Annotated in this window: 18 protein-coding genes and 1 pseudogene; 13 read left to right on the top strand and 6 right to left on the bottom strand. The window is 46.3% G+C overall.

Annotated elements, in window-relative coordinates; all coding sequences use genetic code 11:
• Positions 1–6 precede the first annotated feature (6 nt).
• Complete coding sequence (gene suhB / locus SB24_RS02430; protein ID WP_007409670.1) at positions 7–804, top strand: inositol-1-monophosphatase; 798 nt, start codon at positions 7–9, stop codon at positions 802–804.
• Positions 791–1,243, top strand: a complete 453-nt coding sequence (locus SB24_RS02425; RefSeq protein ID WP_012117478.1) for a GNAT family N-acetyltransferase — start codon at positions 791–793, stop codon at positions 1,241–1,243. The genes suhB and SB24_RS02425 overlap by 14 nt, the downstream gene beginning before the upstream one ends.
• 51 nt (positions 1,244–1,294) lie before the next feature.
• Here SB24_RS02425 and SB24_RS02420 read toward each other — a convergent pair whose 3' ends face one another.
• Positions 1,295–2,860: a M4 family metallopeptidase gene (locus SB24_RS02420; RefSeq protein ID WP_007409672.1), complete on the bottom strand. Its 1,566-nt coding sequence runs from the start codon at positions 2,858–2,860 to the stop codon at positions 1,295–1,297.
• A 322-nt stretch (positions 2,861–3,182) separates the two neighbouring features.
• Here SB24_RS02420 and SB24_RS02415 point away from each other — a divergent pair, with 322 nt between their 5' ends.
• The 4 genes and pseudogenes from SB24_RS02415 to SB24_RS02400 all read left to right on the top strand — a co-directional run bounded on the left by SB24_RS02415 (position 3,183) and on the right by SB24_RS02400 (position 6,191).
• Complete coding sequence (locus tag SB24_RS02415) at positions 3,183–5,120, top strand: hypothetical protein (RefSeq protein WP_015417402.1); 1,938 nt, start codon at positions 3,183–3,185, stop codon at positions 5,118–5,120.
• Positions 5,110–5,379 carry a hypothetical protein gene (locus SB24_RS02410; protein WP_015417403.1) on the top strand — a complete coding sequence of 90 codons (270 nt, stop codon included), beginning with the start codon at positions 5,110–5,112 and terminating at the stop codon, positions 5,377–5,379. The genes SB24_RS02415 and SB24_RS02410 overlap by 11 nt, the downstream gene beginning before the upstream one ends.
• Positions 5,380–5,901 (top strand): annotated as a pseudogene (locus tag SB24_RS02405) (sigma-70 family RNA polymerase sigma factor).
• Positions 5,898–6,191, top strand: coding sequence for an anti-sigma factor family protein (locus SB24_RS02400; protein ID WP_015417405.1), 294 nt, complete (start codon positions 5,898–5,900; stop codon positions 6,189–6,191). Before SB24_RS02405 ends, SB24_RS02400 begins: the two are co-directional and overlap by 4 nt.
• Positions 6,192–6,229: 38 nt before the next feature.
• Here the strand turns inward: SB24_RS02400 and SB24_RS02395 are convergent, their stop codons facing one another.
• Entirely contained in the window at positions 6,230–6,847 is a 618-nt protein-coding gene (locus SB24_RS02395; protein ID WP_015417406.1) for a hypothetical protein, read from the bottom strand.
• Between the two features lie 310 nt (positions 6,848–7,157).
• The gene (locus SB24_RS02390; RefSeq protein ID WP_003154504.1) at positions 7,158–7,346 is read right to left on the bottom strand and encodes a YlaF family protein; all 189 of its coding nucleotides are present in this window, start codon (positions 7,344–7,346) and stop codon (positions 7,158–7,160) included.
• A gap of 111 nt (positions 7,347–7,457) precedes the next feature.
• On the opposite strand from SB24_RS02390, the gene typA reads away from it, so the two are divergent.
• On the top strand, positions 7,458–9,296 hold the full coding sequence (gene typA, locus SB24_RS02385) for a translational GTPase TypA (RefSeq protein ID WP_007409675.1): 1,839 nt from the start codon (positions 7,458–7,460) through the stop codon (positions 9,294–9,296).
• Between the two features lie 56 nt (positions 9,297–9,352).
• The gene (locus SB24_RS02380) at positions 9,353–9,673 is read left to right on the top strand and encodes a YlaH-like family protein (RefSeq protein ID WP_039251570.1); all 321 of its coding nucleotides are present in this window, start codon (positions 9,353–9,355) and stop codon (positions 9,671–9,673) included.
• Between the two features lie 41 nt (positions 9,674–9,714).
• Here the strand turns inward: SB24_RS02380 and SB24_RS02375 are convergent, their stop codons facing one another.
• Together SB24_RS02375 and SB24_RS02370 are read right to left on the bottom strand one after the other, a co-directional pair.
• A complete protein-coding gene (locus SB24_RS02375; RefSeq protein ID WP_007409677.1) occupies positions 9,715–9,924 on the bottom strand; it encodes a YlaI family protein in 210 nt (69 codons plus the stop codon).
• Between the two features lie 102 nt (positions 9,925–10,026).
• Complete coding sequence (locus tag SB24_RS02370) at positions 10,027–10,650, bottom strand: YhcN/YlaJ family sporulation lipoprotein (protein ID WP_014417659.1); 624 nt, start codon at positions 10,648–10,650, stop codon at positions 10,027–10,029.
• Between the two features lie 154 nt (positions 10,651–10,804).
• On the opposite strand from SB24_RS02370, the gene SB24_RS02365 reads away from it, so the two are divergent.
• Positions 10,805–12,133 carry a PhoH family protein gene (locus SB24_RS02365; RefSeq protein WP_039251569.1) on the top strand — a complete coding sequence of 443 codons (1,329 nt, stop codon included), beginning with the start codon at positions 10,805–10,807 and terminating at the stop codon, positions 12,131–12,133.
• Here the strand turns inward: SB24_RS02365 and SB24_RS02360 are convergent.
• Positions 12,128–12,604, bottom strand: coding sequence for a hypothetical protein (locus SB24_RS02360; RefSeq protein WP_015417408.1), 477 nt, complete (start codon positions 12,602–12,604; stop codon positions 12,128–12,130). The two genes, SB24_RS02365 and SB24_RS02360, sit on opposite strands and share 6 nt — an antisense overlap.
• Before the next feature lie 103 nt (positions 12,605–12,707).
• On the opposite strand from SB24_RS02360, the gene glsA reads away from it, so the two are divergent.
• The 4 genes from glsA (at position 12,708) to pyc (ending at position 18,964) form a co-directional block, all read left to right on the top strand.
• On the top strand, positions 12,708–13,637 hold the full coding sequence (gene glsA / locus SB24_RS02355; RefSeq protein ID WP_012117487.1) for a glutaminase A: 930 nt from the start codon (positions 12,708–12,710) through the stop codon (positions 13,635–13,637).
• A 107-nt stretch (positions 13,638–13,744) separates the two neighbouring features.
• Complete coding sequence (locus tag SB24_RS02350) at positions 13,745–14,026, top strand: Fpa/YlaN family protein (RefSeq protein WP_003154494.1); 282 nt, start codon at positions 13,745–13,747, stop codon at positions 14,024–14,026.
• Positions 14,027–14,230: 204 nt separating this feature from the next.
• Positions 14,231–15,442, top strand: coding sequence for an FtsW/RodA/SpoVE family cell cycle protein (locus tag SB24_RS02345; RefSeq protein ID WP_031378763.1), 1,212 nt, complete (start codon positions 14,231–14,233; stop codon positions 15,440–15,442).
• Between the two features lie 75 nt (positions 15,443–15,517).
• Positions 15,518–18,964, top strand: coding sequence for a pyruvate carboxylase (gene pyc / locus SB24_RS02340; RefSeq protein ID WP_015417410.1), 3,447 nt, complete (start codon positions 15,518–15,520; stop codon positions 18,962–18,964).
• Positions 18,965–18,970: the final 6 nt, after the last annotated feature.

Raw genomic sequence — 18,970 nt, 5'->3', positions numbered from 1 at the left:
CACGGTATGACAAATTGGACGGAAATTGATGATATCGCAAAACAATGGGTAAAAGAAGCCGGAACGAGAATCAGACAATCCATGCAGGAAAGCTTGACGATTGAAACAAAATCAAATCCGAATGATTTAGTCACAAATATTGATAAAGAGACGGAACGCTTTTTCATTGACCGTATACAGGGAACTTTTCCCGGACACCGGATTCTCGGAGAAGAAGGGCAGGGAGATAAGCTCCGCTCCCTTGACGGAATCGTCTGGATCATTGATCCGATTGACGGGACGATGAATTTTGTCCATCAAAAGCGGCATTTCGCGATCTCCATCGGCATCTTTGAAGACGGAAAAGGCAAAATCGGCTTAATTTATGATGTGATGCAGGACGAACTGTATCACGCATTCAGCGGAAAAGGGGCTTATCTGAACGACACGCCGCTTGCTCCTTTAAAAGAAGCTTCCATTGAAGAAGCCATTATTGCAATCAATGCCACATGGGTGACGGAAAACAGAAGGATTGACCCGAGTATTTTGGCGCCGCTCGTAAAACGGGTCAGAGGAACGCGGTCCTACGGCTCGGCGGCACTTGAGCTCGCCAGTGTTGCGGCCGGCCGCATTGACGCATACATTACGATGAGGCTCGCGCCGTGGGATTACGCTGCCGGCTGCGTGCTGCTGAACGAAGTCGGGGGCATTTACACGACCACAGATGGCGAACCGTTTACGTTTTTAGACAACCACAGCGTGCTTGCGGGCAATCCGGCAATACATAAAATTATCTTTGACGACTATTTACATGCTGACAGGTAGAGATTTTGAAGAAGAAGATCTCGGGTTTCTGGAGCAGCTGGCGGCTGCACACCCGGTGTGGAAAAACGAAGAGTTCGGAACAAAAAATGCGGCGGAGTTTATGCTTGCATACTCCATGTACAATGGAACGTGGCTCGTATGGGAGATTGACGGCGCTCCTGCCGCCGTCAGTTTTCATTTGGAATGGGCGCCTTCAAACGGAAAACCGTGGCTCGGAACCGTGGCCGTCGCTCCGGAGGCAAAAGAGAAAGGAATCGGACGCGCGGTCATTGAAGAGATTGCGGGCCGGCTGAGAGGGGAGCATAAAGCGATGTTTTCAGCCGTTCCCCTGGACAGGCAGGAATGGGTTTTGTTTTTAAGCCAATGCGGCTTTGAACAGCTTAAGCTTGAAAAAGACGATCGGGAAAAGACATATATGATCATGGTGAAGCCATTGTGAAATGTTTCAGATATAAAAAAGAGACCGGATTTCTCCGGTCTCTTTTTTTGTTTACAAGCCGACCGCATTCCAGGCCGCTTCTACGCTTGCAGCGTCTTGAGAGCCGTAAAGGTCCCGCGCTGATTGAATCAAAGCTGCTTTTGCATCTTTAAAGTTTGATGACGGAGTGAGATATACCGTCAGTGCGCGATAGTAAATCTGCTCCGCTTTTTTCACGCCGATTTTTGTAATCGTGTTGTAAGCGGCTTTGTTCGGAATTCCGCTGTTTGTATGCACGCCGCCGTAGTCGCCGGCATCAGTGTTCGGAAGGTTTTGATAATTTTTGTAATGATCGGGCTGTCCGTATTTTGTCGGAGTGGATAAACTGCGGAGAGCCGGCTGGCTGACCGTAATATCTTCACCGATATCCCAGTCCTCAGTATCGTTGAAGTATCCGAATACATCAGAGAAGGATTCATTTAAAGCGCCCGGCTGATTTTCATAGTTCAGGTTGGCTGTTTCCTGTGTAACACCGTGTGTCATTTCATGGGCCGTTACGTCCATTGAACCGGAAAGAGGCGAGAAGAATGAGCCGTCACCGTCACCGTAAATCATTTGGTCGCCGATCCAGGCCGCGTTATTGTATTTGCTGCCGTAATGAACGGAAGATACGATTTTGCCGCCTTTATTGTCGTAACTGTTGCGTTTAAACGTCTGATAGAAATAATCGTACACTTTGCCGAGATTGTAATGCGCATCAACGGCAGCGCGCTGAGAAGAAGTTGTGAACTGGTTGGTAGTGCTTGATACGAGCGTGCCCGGCAGGTTATACTGTCGATTTTGCAGATCGTACGTAATAATTTGCGTTCCAGTAGGTTTAGAAAGATCACGCATTACATATTTGCCGCTTTCAGAAGAAATATTTAATGAGACCGTTTTTCCTTTAAGAGTCGTACCTGTTCCGGTTGCAGCGGCATGCTCCACTTTGTTTTGCTTTTTCAGGACTTTCCCTGTCTCCGCATCAACGGTTACTTCCCAGTTAGCTGGTTCCGGTTCGATGTAGCGGATGGTTACATCATAGGCGAGGCGGTATTTACCGTCTTTTGTGGCCGCTGCTTTCAGCTCGGCTTTGTTTTTGTTTGCAACGTTGCCGTTAGAGACGGCTTCAGGTGATTTGCCGATTGCTTTAAAAGCATGATCCAGCGCCTGATTTGCAGATAATTTTTTGCTGTTTGCCGTTTTGGCAGAAGCATCGTTGTTTAATTCACCGTTAATCGCATAGACATTGTTGGATTTATCGACGTGAATAATGACTTGCGAGTCTTTCACAGGCACACCGTTAACGACAGGCACATAACGGAAGTGCTTGTAGCCGAGATCATCGGTCGTGTGGTCAATCAGCTTCAGTCTCTCAGAAGGGTTGCCTTTGAAGACTTTGCCGTTTTGTTTCAAGTATTGCTTGATTGCTTTGTCACTGACTGAAGGCAACTCAGACTGCACCAAAGAATGCTTCGGCACAAAGTTCGTCAGGTTTTCTTTAAGCTGAGGATTCTCAGCGGCCTGAACACCCGGAAGACTGATAGTTAAACTCATAAAGGAAGCGGCGACAGCAACAGACAATTTCTTACCTAAACCCACAATAAATCCCCCTTTTTGAAAATAATGAAAACTTATATTGTTATAATAAACCAGCATTCTCTCATTCTGCAATATAAAACTAGACTCCGCTGATGAATTGATAGAATCGTCCCGGAAAGGCTTCCGGCGGCCGGCATCGGGGGATAAGCCGAGAGGCACGTGTTGAATCAGACATGAGTCGAATGATGCGATTTATTCTGAAAAAAATGACAAATGAAGTCGGGAAAAATGATAGGGGAAAAATGTTCCGATCTGTAAAACTTTTTTTATAGCCGTTTGTCTAAATGGGTGAGGCCTTAATAAACGAAAAGGATTGTTTCAGATGTCAGAGATTTTCAGTCATTTTATTCAGCATTTCGACAGGTATTTCATTTTAAGCAGACAGAGCGTGTTGATCATTCAGTGGTCAGCCGTCTGCCTTGCTGTTTTATACGCGCTGACTTTTCATCCGAAAATCAGCCGTGAGAGAGTTTGGTTTTATTCAGGAATTCTGCTCAGGGCCGTATTATTAGCGGGCATAACAGTTGAATTGGTTCATCAGGTGCAGAGTACTTACTTTAGCGCGCACTATTTGATATCGGAAGAAAGAGAGCTTCTTCCGATCGTTCATCTCTTAATGTATGGGTATGTGCTGCTCACCGCGTTTCACTATATGCTCATGACGCGGGAGCAGAGGGGAAAGGGCATGTTTTATACGTTTGATCTCACTGTGGTGGCACTGCCCGTCATTCAGCTGATCTTCAGCTTTTTCGCTTTCTGGAATATCAGTCCCGATGTGATGGCGGGGGAGGATATAGTTTCGATGCTATGTTTTATTACGGTTGTTTTACTTCTGCTGATTTCTATGAATGTTTTATTCTTTAAAATGTATTGGAAACCGAGACCTGTTTTTATCGGAGTGTTTTATGCCGGAGTCATCGGGCTGTTGGTGTGGGTGCTCGCTGCGCCCTCGGCAGGTGTAACAAAAGATTACGGCAGACTTCTACCATTTACGGTGTATTTAACGATGGCCGGTTTTCTGATGACCCATCATTTATTTCATCGGTCAGACAGGATCAGACAGCGGACGAAAAGCTTTCTTGCGGCGGCAACGGCCGCTGGTTTTATTGTCTTTTTGAATCCGGTATACAATGCGGGCGATGCAGCTTTTGCGGTTTCAAAGCCGATAGCTGAAGATTCTGTTGATAATGTGGGTGAACATATCACTTCAGACCAAGCGGAACGGATCCTTACATCATTTTTTCCGGCAGAGAATCCGATTTATTTAACAGAAACCAATCAGGACCTCCATTACTTTTACCGTTTTAAAACGGAAGATTACGAAGCGGAAGTGGACGAGGTTTCCCGATTGATTACAAATTATCAATATCTTAAAAAACCGGAAGGCCGCACTTTTACAGAAGAGGAATACCGGAAAAAGTCGCTGGATTTCTTGTCGGCACACGGCCGGAAAATAAAAACACAAGGCATTCAGACAACAGTGAGAAAAGAAGACGGACAGTTTGTCGTGGAGATTGCGCCGAAAACACAAGGGACGAAACACGAAGTTTCGGGCACAGTATTTTACTGGGAAAAAGACACCATTATGGGTTTTTCAGAAGCCCCGTCTATTTATCAGCTTGAGTCACTGCCGCAGGTGCATATGACGGAAAAAGACATAGTGAAAGCATCAAAAGCCGCCTTTCGTACGCTTCAAATGCCTGATCAGACATTTGAAATCACAAAGACAGATATAAATAGCCTGATCGGCAGCAGTTTGACCGTAACTGCGAATAACGGAACGGAGCTGATATTTGATGCAGTATCCGGACGTCTTATAAAAATCAGAGTCTCACCTGACAGCACCGTTTTAACAAAAACAGAACTTCAGAAGAAGCTTTTTTCATTGCTGGACGCGGATACTTCAAAGCTTAGACAAATTGATAAATCGGAAGGCAATCTCGTTTTTGAAAACTCTGAAGGCACATTCGTTTATACGCTCCGGAATGAAGAAGGCATGAAAGAGGCCTCATTCTACGGACAGGTAAGTGCCAAAACATTCCCGCATACATACAGAGACGGACAAACAGCATTCAAAAAAGTGGCGGCAGCTTATAACGGCATCATTTACAAAAAGCGGGTCAAGCCTGTCATAGCGGTGAAAGACGGCGTAACATATAACGCATGGCTCGTCATTATTCAGCCGTTCGGTTCAAACCGTCATGACGCATATGTAGTGAACGCGGATACTTACGAGGCGGTGAACCTTTATGAACAATAAAGAAAAAAAGGCTGTCTTCTTCGATTTATACGACCTATATAAGGAGGGGGAACTCGAAGGCGGCACGCTCCAGTGGATGAAAGAACATGAGCCTTTATTCGGAGCTGAGGCGGAAAACAGAAAAGGGCAGAAGGAACATGGTTTGAATGCGCCGTCCGGCGATATCCGTCAGATTAAATATATGAAATGCCTGACGTATGGATTGTACGGATTCTTCATAGTGCTCTCAATCTGGATGACAGTGTGGTTTTATTTTTAAATGAAAAACAAGATGTCAATTGAACAGCTGTATCGTGAACATTATCAAGATATTATGTATTACCTTTACAGACGCACACATCATGCTGAGACCGCTAAAGACCTCGCTCAGGATACATTTATGAAAGCATTTAACGGGCTTGATTCGTTTAAGAGCCACTCGTCTATCAGAACGTGGCTCTATGCAATTGCCCATCATACCTTCATCAATTGGTACAGACGTGATAGAAAATATCAATTTTCAGATATCACCCTGAATGAAGGGCTTCAGCAAACAACATATGAACTGCCGGAGCATTACGTCGCCCGGACAGACACTTAGAATGCGCTGACCGGGCAGATTCAGCGTCTGAAAAGCGATCAGCAGACCGTTTTAATTTTAAGGGAATTTCAAGAGCTGTCTTACGAAGAGATTGCTGATGTTTTGGACTGGAGTCTTTCGAAGGTGAAGAGCACCCTGTACAGGGCGAGAATGCAGCTGAAACAGCACTTGGGGGAAAAAAGGAAGGACGGACAGATATGACTTGCTGTTTAGTGAGAGATTTACTCCCTTTATATATTGAAGGCGATTGTGAAACAGAAACGGAGCGGTTTATTTCCCGCCATCTTGAATCATGCGGTAAGTGCGGGAGTTTATATCATATGATGAAGGAGCCGCTTGACCTCGGCAGCTCTGAGATGAAGGCGCCATCCTGTTATGCAGAAGAAGAAAGGCGGTTTAAGGAACGGTATTACGGAAAGCTGCTGATAAAAGCAGCCTGTTTGTTCGGCGCTGTTTTCTTTATCATGCTGGTCCTTAAACTGCTGATTTAAAAAAACGCCCGGCTGAATGACCGGGCGTTTTAATCCGTTTACTCAGCCGGATGAAAGGCTGTATAAATGCCTTCAAGCAATTCCTGGGGCAGTGAATTAAAGAATCCGGCACATAGCTTTGCTTCTTTTTTTCCTGCTCCTGCTTTTTCAGCAAGGTCCTGATCAAACGTATACACACCGTCTTCTTCAATCAGCGCAGATTGAAGGATATGAAGACTTTGGGAAAAAGCGGTGAACAGCTGATCAACGATAAGGGCCTCTTTTTCCGTAAAGCCGAGCTCCACCGCTTTTTCTTTATTAAATGTATATTCGCCGTCCGTTTTCTCAATACATTGAGAAATAACGGTTAAAAATTCGGTTGAACTGTCCCACAGCTTTTGAATGATCTGGGCTTGTTCTTGATCTAATCCCAATTCAACCGCTTTTTCGCCGTCAAAATAATAGACACCGTCTTTTTCGTAAATCGATTGGCTGATGATGTCAATGAGTTTTGCCGCGTCTTCCGGTGTTTTCTCTGCGGAAGCCTCCAGGGCATGCGGTTCATTTACCTGGATCGTTTTTGCGCCGGCAGAATCAAGCGGACTGAATGCAAGCAAGGCGGCTGAGGCGGTTGCTGCGGCAGTTACAGCGGTTTTCTTCAAAAAAGATGTTTTCATTTCATTCTCTCCTTGTCATGTGTATTTGCTTACAGCCACAAGTATAAAAAGACAATGATGGAATTGATATAGGAGGTATGGTATTTTCTGCATAACGGTGCCGGACTATTTCTGACTTCATTTTCTGAGGGAATCTGCTGATGTAACTAGAGTGGGAGCTGTCATTTCCGGCTTCCTGACTAGGCGGCGGGGGAGATAAGCCTTACATCTGGAGCCTGTTTTGAGGATATAAAAAAGCCTGAATCTTTGATTCAGGCTTCATAAGATATTGTCTTTCCATGTTTACGGAATTTTGCAAAGGGTCATGCTTTTAATCAAGCAGTCCCTGTTCGCGCATTTTTTTCTTTACGGTGAAACCGCTTCCCATCATGGCGATAACAAGAACAATGCTTCCGATGATGCCCCATGCGCTTTTCTCAGCGATTGATACGCCGATCAGCATCATGCTGAAGACTGCTGCGAATGCAAATAATAATAAGAGCCAATTCAATTTTTTCATATTTCCATCCCCTTTAACGTCATACTTTCAGTTTACAGAAAAACGTAACGCTTTTAAAGAGGATGTGTGGTATAATATGAAAGTTATCTAATTTTTTTAGGAGATGAAAATGTGAAACTTCGAAACGATCTTCGCAACATCGCGATTATTGCCCACGTTGACCATGGGAAAACGACTTTGGTAGACCAATTGCTTCACCAAGCCGGAACATTCCGTGCCAACGAAAATATTGCCGAACGCGCAATGGATTCAAACGATCTTGAACGTGAACGCGGTATTACAATTCTTGCGAAAAATACTGCGATTAACTATAAAGATACACGCATTAATATTTTGGACACTCCGGGACACGCCGACTTCGGCGGAGAGGTAGAACGGATTATGAAAATGGTTGACGGCGTTCTGTTAGTCGTTGACGCATATGAAGGCTGCATGCCGCAAACCCGTTTCGTACTGAAAAAAGCCCTTGAGCAGAACTTAAATCCGGTTGTCGTCGTAAACAAAATCGACCGTGATTTCGCCCGCCCGGAAGAAGTCATTGATGAAGTGCTTGATTTGTTCATCGAGCTTGACGCAAACGAACAACAGCTTGAGTTCCCTGTCGTCTACGCTTCTGCGATTAACGGAACGGCAAGTCTGGATCCGAAAAAGCAGGACGAAAATATGGAATCACTGTATGAAACGATTCTTGAACATGTCCCTGCCCCGGTAGATAACGCCGAAGAGCCTCTTCAATTCCAAGTGGCGCTGCTTGATTACAATGATTATGTCGGCCGTATCGGTATCGGACGCGTTTTCCGCGGCACGATGAAAGTGGGTCAGCAGGTTTCATTGATGAAACTTGACGGAACGGTAAAATCATTCCGCGTAACGAAAATCTTCGGTTTCCAAGGATTGAAACGCGTGGAAATTGAAGAAGCGAGAGCGGGAGACCTCGTTGCCGTTTCGGGCATGGAAGACATCAACGTCGGTGAAACGGTTTGTCCGGCTGACCACCATGAGCCGCTGCCGGTTCTGCGCATTGATGAGCCTACGCTCCAAATGACATTTGTCGTAAACAACAGCCCGTTTGCAGGCCGTGAAGGCAAATATGTCACAGCCCGCAAAATTGAAGAGCGTCTGAACGCGCAGCTTCAAACAGACGTCAGTCTTCGTGTCGAACCGACCGCATCACCTGACGCATGGGTTGTTTCAGGACGCGGTGAGCTTCACCTGTCCATTTTAATTGAAAACATGCGCCGTGAAGGCTATGAGCTTCAAGTGTCTAAACCTGAAGTTATCATTAAGGAAATCGACGGCGTAAGCTGCGAGCCTGTTGAGCGCGTGCAGATTGATGTGCCTGAAGAGCATACCGGTTCTGTTATGGAATCAATGGGTGCGAGAAAAGGCGAAATGCTTGATATGATTAATAACGGAAACGGTCAGGTCCGCCTGATCTTTACCGTACCTTCACGCGGACTCATCGGCTATTCTACTGAGTTTCTGTCACTGACACGCGGTTTCGGTATCCTGAACCACACGTTTGACAGCTATCAGCCGATGCAAAAAGGCCAAGTCGGAGGCCGACGTCAGGGTGTGCTCGTTTCCATGGAAAACGGAAAAGCGACATCTTACGGAATTCAAGGTATTGAAGACCGCGGCGTCATCTTCGTTGAGCCCGGAACAGAAGTATATGAAGGCATGATTGTCGGCGAACATAACCGTGACAATGACCTTGTCGTCAATGTAAGCAAAATGAAACAGCAGACAAACGTCCGTTCCGCTACGAAGGATCAAACGACTACGATTAAGAAAGCGCGCATTATGTCGCTTGAAGAATCACTCGAGTACTTAAACGAAGATGAATACTGTGAAGTAACGCCGGAATCCATCCGTTTAAGAAAGAAAATCCTGAATAAAAACGAACGTGAAAAAGCGGCGAAAAAGAAAAAAACAGCAGGAATGTCTTAATCACTTGCAGAATTTGAAAAGGTAGAACCCGAACGGAAAAGGGGAGGGGGATCCTTTTGAATGAAGTAAGTGAACGGCTGTCGTTCTTTGCGGCTCTTTACCAAGTGGATGAGCATCCGCTGACGGGAATGTGGCTGTTATACGGAACGATCGTCGTGCTTTCGGTGATTGTATTTAAACTCGGCTTTGCCAAACGGCTGCCGGTGTTGAAGACTGCGGCAGTTTATCTCTTCCTCGTGCTCGGCTGCACCGTGCTGACTTTTTTCGGTGTGTTTCTGCCGGTCGGAGAAGGGCTTGTTGTCGCCGCCTTGATTTTGATCGTTTACAAAATCCGTCTGCACCAGTCCAAAAAAAGCCAGTCAGCTAAACCGCAATAAAAAAATGACCTTGCCTTCCGGCGGGTCATTTTTTATTCGGTTTATTTTTTCAGTTTATCTTTTTTCGCTTTTTGTCCGGGATGAAAGGAAAAGTGTCCGGTATTCAGCCGCGCCTCCGTTTTGACTTTGATTCGGTCATGGCATTCCCGGCACATATATGTATGAATCGGACGATTGCGGAGGCGTTTGGCTGTCAGTGTTTCATCATCAATTTGTTCGATTTTGTCGCAAATGGAACATTTTACTCTCATTGATTTTTCACCTCTTTCACTATGACAAGCATTATATCATGGATGCCCCTCCTGCCAAAGGGAAAGAAAGCAGCGCCCTTCCTTTGGAGCGGGCGCTGCTTTTTACCGGCGGTTTTTCATATGATGATCCGATTGATCGTTCTGTTCGTTCTGCAGCTTATTCTGGTCTCTTTCGTTCAGCTGATCATCATTCGATTGAGTCGGTGATTCTTTTTCATTGTCGGTCACATCATTTGGGACTTCCGGCATGACACGGCCGACGATGGCGGCAAGTTCGTCCAAAATGCCTGAAACGGGGCGGCCGGCCTTAATGTCGCTGCCCATGCCTCTCAGACGGGAAACCGTATCAGGATCAGCCACGACAACGGCATTGGCGCCGTAAGGATCGTTTTTTAACGCCTGGGCAACCGTGTATTTAATGCTCTCCACTTTGCTTCTTTCTAAATTGTCATCCACATCGATACCGACAACGGAGTATCTTCCGAGTACAACCGCGGTGGCATCTGAAATGCCGGGGATTTTTTCGGTTACCTCGACGAGATGCTTAGCGATGTCTGTCCGGCCGGGATTTTCAGCTGTCTCAGGAGCCGTATTTTTCACATGGATCGGTTTTGCATCGCGCTGATCGGCTGATTCGTTCTGAATATTGCGGCCGCGGCCGTCCTGTACAGCAGTGCAGCCGGTAAGGATAAACAAGGCTTGTATGATAATGAAAAGAATTCGCACGTCAGATTTCCTCCTTGAATGCTTTCATTTATTTTATTGTTGAATTAACCTTCTATCTTTATTCACCAAATCATATATTTTAGCAGGCATCCCCGTTTTTCGCGGAAAGAGAAGCACACGATGGGCTTTGATCCTTATTTCAGGAGGCTGAGACTTGAGTAAAATTTATGTGTTAGATACGAATGTACTTTTGCAGGATCCTAACGCCATTTTTTCCTTTGAAGAAAACGAAGTTGTCATCCCCGCCGTCGTGCTGGAAGAGGTCGATTCAAAAAAGCGGTATATGGACGAGGTCGGGAGAAATGCGAGGCACGTATCTAAGCTGATAGACGGGCTCAGGGAGAAAGGAAGGCTGCACGAGAAAGTTCCGCTTGAAAGCGGAGGAACGCTCAGAATTGAACTGAACCACCGGTCATTTCACCAGCTCCAAGAAATTTTTATCGAAAAAACGAATGATAACCGCATTTTGGCGGTGGCAAAAAATTTAAGCCTTGAGGAGGAAACGAAAGAAAACGGCCGCCTCGTCATCCTGGTCAGCAAAGATGTGCTTGTCAGGGTAAAGGCGGATGCCATCGGGCTTTTGGCGGAGGACTTTTTAAACGACAGAGTCGTTGACCATGATGAAATATATAGCGGGTACAAAGATATATTTATGAATAAAGAGCGGTTTGCCTCGTTTTATAAAGACAAACAAATTTCAGTCAAGGAGCTTCAGCAGCATCAGGTTTATCCGAATCAATTTGTGCTGATGAAAGATGAATTAGGAGGATCTTCGTCTGCGGTCGGCATGACAGATAAGAAAGGCGAGACCGTAAAAAGACTCGTTTTCGATGATGAGCACGTATGGGGTATCAGGCCGAAGAACGTCCAGCAGACAAGGGCGCTTGAACTCCTGCTGAGGGAAGATATCCCGCTTGTCACCCTGATCGGAAAAGCGGGAACGGGAAAAACCTTGCTTGCTCTCGCGGCAGGGCTTCTGCAGACGGAGGATCTCGGTATTTATAAAAAACTGATCGTCGCGCGTCCCATCGTCCCAGTGGGAAAGGATATCGGATATTTGCCGGGCGAAAAAGAGGAAAAGCTCAAGCCGTGGATGCAGCCGATCTTTGATAATCTTGAATTTTTATTCAATGCGAAAAAGCCGGGTGAACTTGAAGCGATTTTGGCAGGAATCGGATCGATTCAGGTGGAGGCGCTGACATACATTCGGGGAAGAAGCATTCCGGATCAGTTTATTATTATTGATGAGGCTCAGAATCTGACGAGGCACGAGGTCAAAACGCTTTTGACTCGGGTGGGAGAGGGCAGCAAAATTGTCCTGATGGGCGATCCGGAGCAAATAGATCACCCATACTTAGACAGTTTAAACAACGGACTTGCTTATGTTGTAGAACGGTTTAAAGAACAAACCGTCTCCGGCAGCGTGAAGCTTGTGAAAGGTGAGAGATCCGGCCTTGCACAGCTTGCAGCCGATTTGTTATAAAACTTCGATTTCTGTGACGCCCGTTATCGGTTTTTCTAAGTCTCCGTCCACGTAAAAATGGACCGGGCCGCCGTCTTGAAGGGGTTTCCCCCCATCGCTGAAATGCGCGATTGCGTCCATCGCCTTTTCGAGCGGCACTTCGGTTCTTTCTGATTTTGAAATAAATGCGCACAGGACAGCGCTTTCTTTCGGCTCGGCATTTGCTAAAACAGCGCCGAGCTTCATGGCGAAGCTGCCGTTCATCAGTCTTTCTTTTTCATAACGTTTTTCGCTTTTTAAAGTCGGCGGCGAAATGCGCCCTTCTCTGATCACCCGTTCCGGATCAAGCGTATGCTCCTGGGTTTCTGCAGAGCCGTCCGGATGAACGGGCTGATTTTTTTCAAACGGAAACTTGCGGTCATCGAAAATCCAGACACTCGGATCAATTGTAATCGGGTATGTAACATTGCCTTTTACTTGAATAACGCTCATGGTGAAGCCCCCCTTTACTTAAAGTATAAAAGTTTTCGCATGAATTGTCACTTTGCGTCGCAAATTAGATGTATACAACGGCAGCGAAGTGAGGATGATCGACATGGTATGCCGGCATTACCAAGAGCTGGACGCATTAGTTCAAGAAGCGAAAAAAAGGACCGAAGAAGGCAAAGTGGCAGACTATATTCCGGCTCTGGCTGAATCTGAACAAGACAGCCTTTCGGTCACAATTTATCATGCGGAAAATACATGTCTGACGGCAGGAGACGCCGACCGGACATTTACGCTGCAGAGCATTTCGAAAGTGCTTTCTCTGGCGCTCGTACTGATGGATTACGGAAAGGAAAAGGTGTTCAGCTGCGTGGGTCAGGAGCCGACCGGCGACCCGTTTAATTCCATGATTAAGCTTGAAACAGTGAATCCGGGCAAGCCTTTAAATCCGATGATTAATGCGGGCGCTCTCGTCGTTACGGGTTTCATTAAAGGGCATTCGCCGAAAGACCGCCTGGATTACCTGCTCGGATTCATCAGAAGACTTGCGAATAATCAGGACATTACATATTGCAGACATGTCGCGGAATCGGAATTCAGTTCATCCATGATTAATCGGGCCATGTGTTATTACATGAAGCAGTATGACATTTTTGAAGGCGATGTAGAAGAGGTCATGGATCTGTATACAAAACAGTGCGCGATTAAGATGAGCAGTCTGGACTTAGCCAAAATCGGCTGCGTATTCGCCCTTGACGGCAAGCATCCGGAAACCGGGGAGCAGGTCATTAAAAAAGATGTGGCGAGAATCTGCAAGACGTTTATGGTGACATGCGGCATGTACAATGCGAGCGGGGAATTCGCGATTAAGGTCGGCATTCCCGCTAAAAGCGGCGTTTCGGGAGGGATCATGGGCATTTCGCCGTACAACTTCGGAATCGGTATATTCGGCCCGGCGCTTGATGAAAAAGGCAACAGCATCGCGGGTGTGAAGCTTTTGGAAATCATGTCTGAGAAATACAGGCTGAGTATTTTTTGAAACATTTTTTATCATAACATCTGCTTAAATCCTCTTGCAATTTCATCTGATACCCTTTATGATAAATAGAAGAATTAGGTACTCGCCTGGGGAACGGAGGGATACTTTTGGCTTCAGAGATTATAGTTGACCATCAGCAGAAAGCATTCGAGCTGTTGAAGTTAGATGCTGAGAAGATTTTGAAGCTGATCCGAGTACAAATGGATAACTTAACGATGCCTCAATGTCCTCTGTATGAAGAGGTCTTGGATACTCAGATGTTCGGACTGTCGAGGGAAATCGATTTTGCTGTCCGCCTGGGATTAGTTGACGAAAACGACGGCAAAGAGCTGCTGGACAGACTTGAAAGAGAACTGTCTGCTTTGCATGACGCGTTTACAGGAAAATAAATGATCAAACTCAAACTATTCAACGGTTTGGGTTTTTTTATAACCGTAAACCGTTTTTTTGCATCTTCTTTTCGTAAGACGGTCTCTTAATCTGCATTTCATCCGAAAAACTATAAAGAAACTGCGTAAAATGTTTATGAATTATAGTAAAATATAATACGCAATAGGTATTAAACGTAAGCTTTAAGCAGGAAAGAGGATGTTATGTTTAAAAGAATGTTAAAATCTTACGATTATTCATTGATATGCGCTATCATTCTGCTGTGCAGTTTCGGATTGGTAATGGTATACAGCTCAAGCATGATTACCGCCGTTATGCGTTACGGCGTGAGCAGCGACTATTTCTTTAAACGACAGCTGTTCGCCGTCATCGCGGGGTTTGTGCTGTTTATCATCGCGGCCGTTTTTCCGTACAAAGTGTTCGCCCATCAAAAGATTCAGAAATTCATACTGCTTGCGTCAGTAGCTGCGCTTTGCGCGCTGTTTGTTTTCGGACATGTTGCCGGAAACGCGCAAAGCTGGTTTAAAATCGGCGGAATGGCCATTCAGCCGGGGGAATTTGTCAAGCTGACCCTGATACTGTACCTTGCCGCGGTATACGCAAAGAAACAAAGCTATATCGATCAGCTTTTGACGGGGGTTGCGCCGCCGGTGATCGTCACCGTAGTCATTTGTGCGCTTATCGCCATTCAGCCTGACTTCGGAACGGCGATGATTATCGGCCTGATCGCGTTTTGCGTCATTATGTGTTCGGGATTCAGCGGAAGGACCCTGCTCAGGCTGGTTCTCATGGCGGGAATCGTATTGCTCCTTGTCAGCCCGATCATCTATCTGAAATGGGACGATATTTTGACACCCGGGCGTATGAGCCGGTTTGAAAGCCTTGAAAATCCCTTTAAATACGCCAGCACATCAGGCCTGCAGATTATAAATTCGTATTATGCGATCGGCTCAGGCGGTTTTTTCGGTCTCGGTCTTGGAGAAAGCATTCAAAAATACGGTTATCTGCCTGAATCGCATACAGACTTTATTATGGCGGTTATTTCAGAGGAGCTCGGCATTTTCGGCGTCCTGTTTGTCATTGTGCTGCTGGCTTTTGTGGTGTTAAAAGGTTTTTATATTGCGAGAAAATGTGAAGATCCGTTCGGAAGCCTTTTGGCAATCGGGATATCCAGCATGATTGCGATACAGACCTTTATCAATCTCGGCGGTGTCAGCGGTTTAATTCCGATCACAGGTGTTCCGCTGCCGTTTATCAGCTACGGGGGCTCATCAATGTTTTTGTTATTAACGAGCGCCGGTATATTGGTGAATGTCAGCATGCATGTCAAGTACTCAGAAAAGAAGAAAAAGAGGGAGCCCGTTCCGTCTAAGGGGGTAAAAAGACGGCAGACGGAAAAATCTGTGTATCTCTAAAAAACAAGTGTATACACAGGACGGATATTCCTTTATTATAAACTACATATTTATTAGGCCAAGGGGGAGAAAAGTTTGTCACAACAATCCATCCAAAAAGTGTTAGTAGCAAACAGGGGAGAAATTGCGATCCGGATTTTCCGGGCGTGCACAGAATTGAACATCAGAACGGTAGCCGTTTATTCAAAAGAAGATTCGGGCTCCTATCATCGCTATAAAGCGGATGAAGCTTATCTAGTGGGAGAAGGCAAAAAACCGATTGACGCGTATCTTGATATTGAAGGGATTATTGAGATCGCAAAAAGAAACGGCGTAGATGCCATTCATCCGGGCTACGGATTTCTCTCTGAAAATATCCAATTTGCGAGACGCTGTGAAGAAGAGGGCATCGTATTTATCGGACCGACGTCAGCGCATTTGGATATGTTCGGAGATAAGGTAAAGGCGAGGGAGCAGGCAGAAAAAGCCGGCATCCCTGTTATTCCGGGGAGTGACGGACCGGCTGAAACATTAAAAGATGTCGAACAATTCGCAAAAGTCCACGGATTTCCGTTTATTATTAAAGCATCGCTCGGAGGCGGAGGGCGCGGAATGAGAATCGTCCGAAACGAAAGCGAATTGAAAGAATCGTTTGAGCGGGCCAAATCAGAAGCGAAAGCCGCATTCGGAAACGATGAAGTGTATGTTGAAAAACTGATCGAAAATCCTAAGCATATTGAAGTTCAGGTGATCGGAGATAAAGAAGGCAATGTCGTCCATCTGTATGAGCGGGACTGTTCCGTTCAGAGACGCCATCAAAAGGTCATTGAGGTGGCGCCGAGTGTATCTTTGCAGCCTGAATTAAGGGACGAAATCTGTGAAGCGGCTGTGGCGCTTGCGAAAAATGTCGGCTATATCAACGCGGGGACCGTGGAGTTTCTCGTAGCGGGCGGTGAATTTTACTTTATTGAAGTGAACCCGCGCGTGCAAGTGGAGCATACGATTACGGAAATGATAACAGGGGTTGATATCGTTCAGACGCAAATCCTCGTCGCGCAGGGCCACGGACTGCACAGCCGTGCCGTCAATATCCCTGAGCAGAAAGACATTTTTACAAACGGGTATGCGATACAATCACGTGTGACCACTGAAGATCCGCTGAATGACTTTATGCCTGACACGGGTAAAATTATGGCTTACCGCTCAGGCGGCGGCTTCGGCGTCCGCCTTGATACGGGAAACAGCTTCCAGGGCGCCGTCATCACGCCTTATTATGATTCACTGCTCGTCAAGCTGTCGACATGGGCGCTCACGTTTGAACAGGCATCAGCGAAAATGGTCCGCAACCTGCAGGAATTCAGGATCAGGGGCATTAAGACCAATATTCCGTTTCTTGAAAACGTGGCAAAGCATGAAAAATTCCTGACGGGCCAATATGACACATCGTTTATCGACACAACGCCTGAGCTGTTTGTTTTCCCAAAACAGAAGGACCGCGGAACAAAAATGCTTTCCTATATCGGCAATGTCACGGTGAACGGTTTTCCGGGAATCGGGAAAAAAGAAAAACCTGCATTTGATAAGCCTCAGACCGTTACGTTAGGTATCGGGGAAAAGCCGGCAAGCGGTACGAAACAGATCCTTGATGAAAGAGGCGCTGAGGGGCTTGCAGACTGGGTGAAAGAGCAAAAATCCGTGCTCCTGACCGATACAACGTTCAGGGATGCCCATCAGTCCCTGCTTGCAACCCGGATCAGATCCAATGATTTGAAAAAAATCGCGAATCCGACGGCTGCCCTGTGGCCTGAACTGTTTAGCCTTGAAATGTGGGGAGGCGCGACATTTGATGTAGCGTACCGTTTCTTAAAAGAAGACCCTTGGAAACGCCTTGAAGATCTTCGCAAGGAAGTGCCGAACACATTGTTCCAGATGCTGCTTCGTTCATCAAATGCCGTCGGTTATACAAACTATCCGGACAATGTCATCCAAAAATTTGTCCGGCAGTCAGCGGAGTCAGGTATTGACGTATTCCGGATCTTTGACAGCCTGAACTGGGTAAAAGGGATGACGCTGGCCATCGATGCCGTCCGTGAAACCGGAAAAGTGGCGGAGGCTGCGATTTGTTACACGGGAGATATTCTTGATAAGACCCGGACGAAATATGATTTGCAATATTATCTTTCTATGGCGAAAGAGCTTGAGGCGTCTGGTGCGCACATTCTCGGCATTAAAGACATGGCCGGTCTTTTGAAACCTCAAGCCGCATACGAACTTATCTCAGCGCTGAAGGAAACGATTGATATTCCCGTTCATCTTCACACGCATGATACGAGCGGCAATGGCGTCTTTCTCTATGCCAAAGCTGTTGAAGCGGGTGTGGACATCGTGGATGTCGCCGTCAGCTCAATGGCGGGTCTGACTTCACAGCCGAGCGCAAGCGGATTTTATCATGCCCTTGAAGGAAACAGCCGCCGTCCTGAAATGGATGTCCGCCAGGTGGAAAGACTGTCACAATATTGGGAATCCGTCCGTCAGTATTACAGTGAATTTGAAAGCGGGATGAAGTCTCCGCATACTGAGATTTATAATCATGAAATGCCGGGCGGCCAGTACAGCAATCTGCAGCAGCAGGCAAAAGGAGTCGGCCTGGGTGATCGCTGGAATGAGGTGAAAGACATGTACAGCGTCGTCAACCGCATGTTCGGCGACGTGGTGAAAGTAACACCTTCTTCCAAAGTCGTCGGAGATATGGCGCTTTACATGGTGCAAAACAATTTAACAGAACAAGATGTTTATGATAAAGGCGAAACGCTTGATTTTCCGGATTCAGTCGTTGAGCTCTTTAAAGGGCAGATCGGCCAGCCGCACGGCGGATTTCCGGAAAAACTGCAAAAGCTCGTTCTGAAAGGACAGCCGCCGATCACGGTAAGACCGGGTGAGCTGCTTGAACCGGTATCTTTTGAAGCCATTAAAGAAGAATGGAAAGAAACGCATCAGATGGAATTGAGTGATCAGGACGCAATCGCGTATGCTCTTTATCCGAAGGTGTTTACTGAATATGTTAAAACAGCAGAACGCTTCGGTGATATTTCCGTATTAGACACACCGACTTTCTTCTACGGCATGACACTCGGTGAAGAAATCGAAGTGGAAATCGAGCGCGGAAAAACGCTGATCGTGAAGCTTGTATCTATCGGTGAACCGCAGCCAGATGCGACACGTGTCGTTTATTTCGAATTGAACGGCCAGCCGCGCGAGGTGGTCATTAAAGATGAAAGTATTAAATCGTCCGTACAGGAAAAATTAAAAGCTGATCGGACAAACCCAAGCCACATTGCGGCATCCATGCCGGGAACCGTCATTAAATTGTTAACGGAAACCGGGGCAAAGGTGAATAAAGGCGATCATCTGATGATTAATGAAGCGATGAAAATGGAGACGACGGTACAGGCGCCGTTCTCCGGGACGATACAGCAGATTCATGTGAAAAACGGTGAACCGATTCAGACAGGCGATTTACTGATCGAAATTGAAAAAGCGTAAAAAATG

Origin of the sequence: Bacillus sp. Pc3 (genome assembly GCF_000815145.1) — a bacterium.
In the GTDB taxonomy this organism is placed as follows: domain Bacteria; phylum Bacillota; class Bacilli; order Bacillales; family Bacillaceae; genus Bacillus; species Bacillus velezensis.
This window is presented reverse-complemented; position numbering and strand designations above follow the sequence as displayed.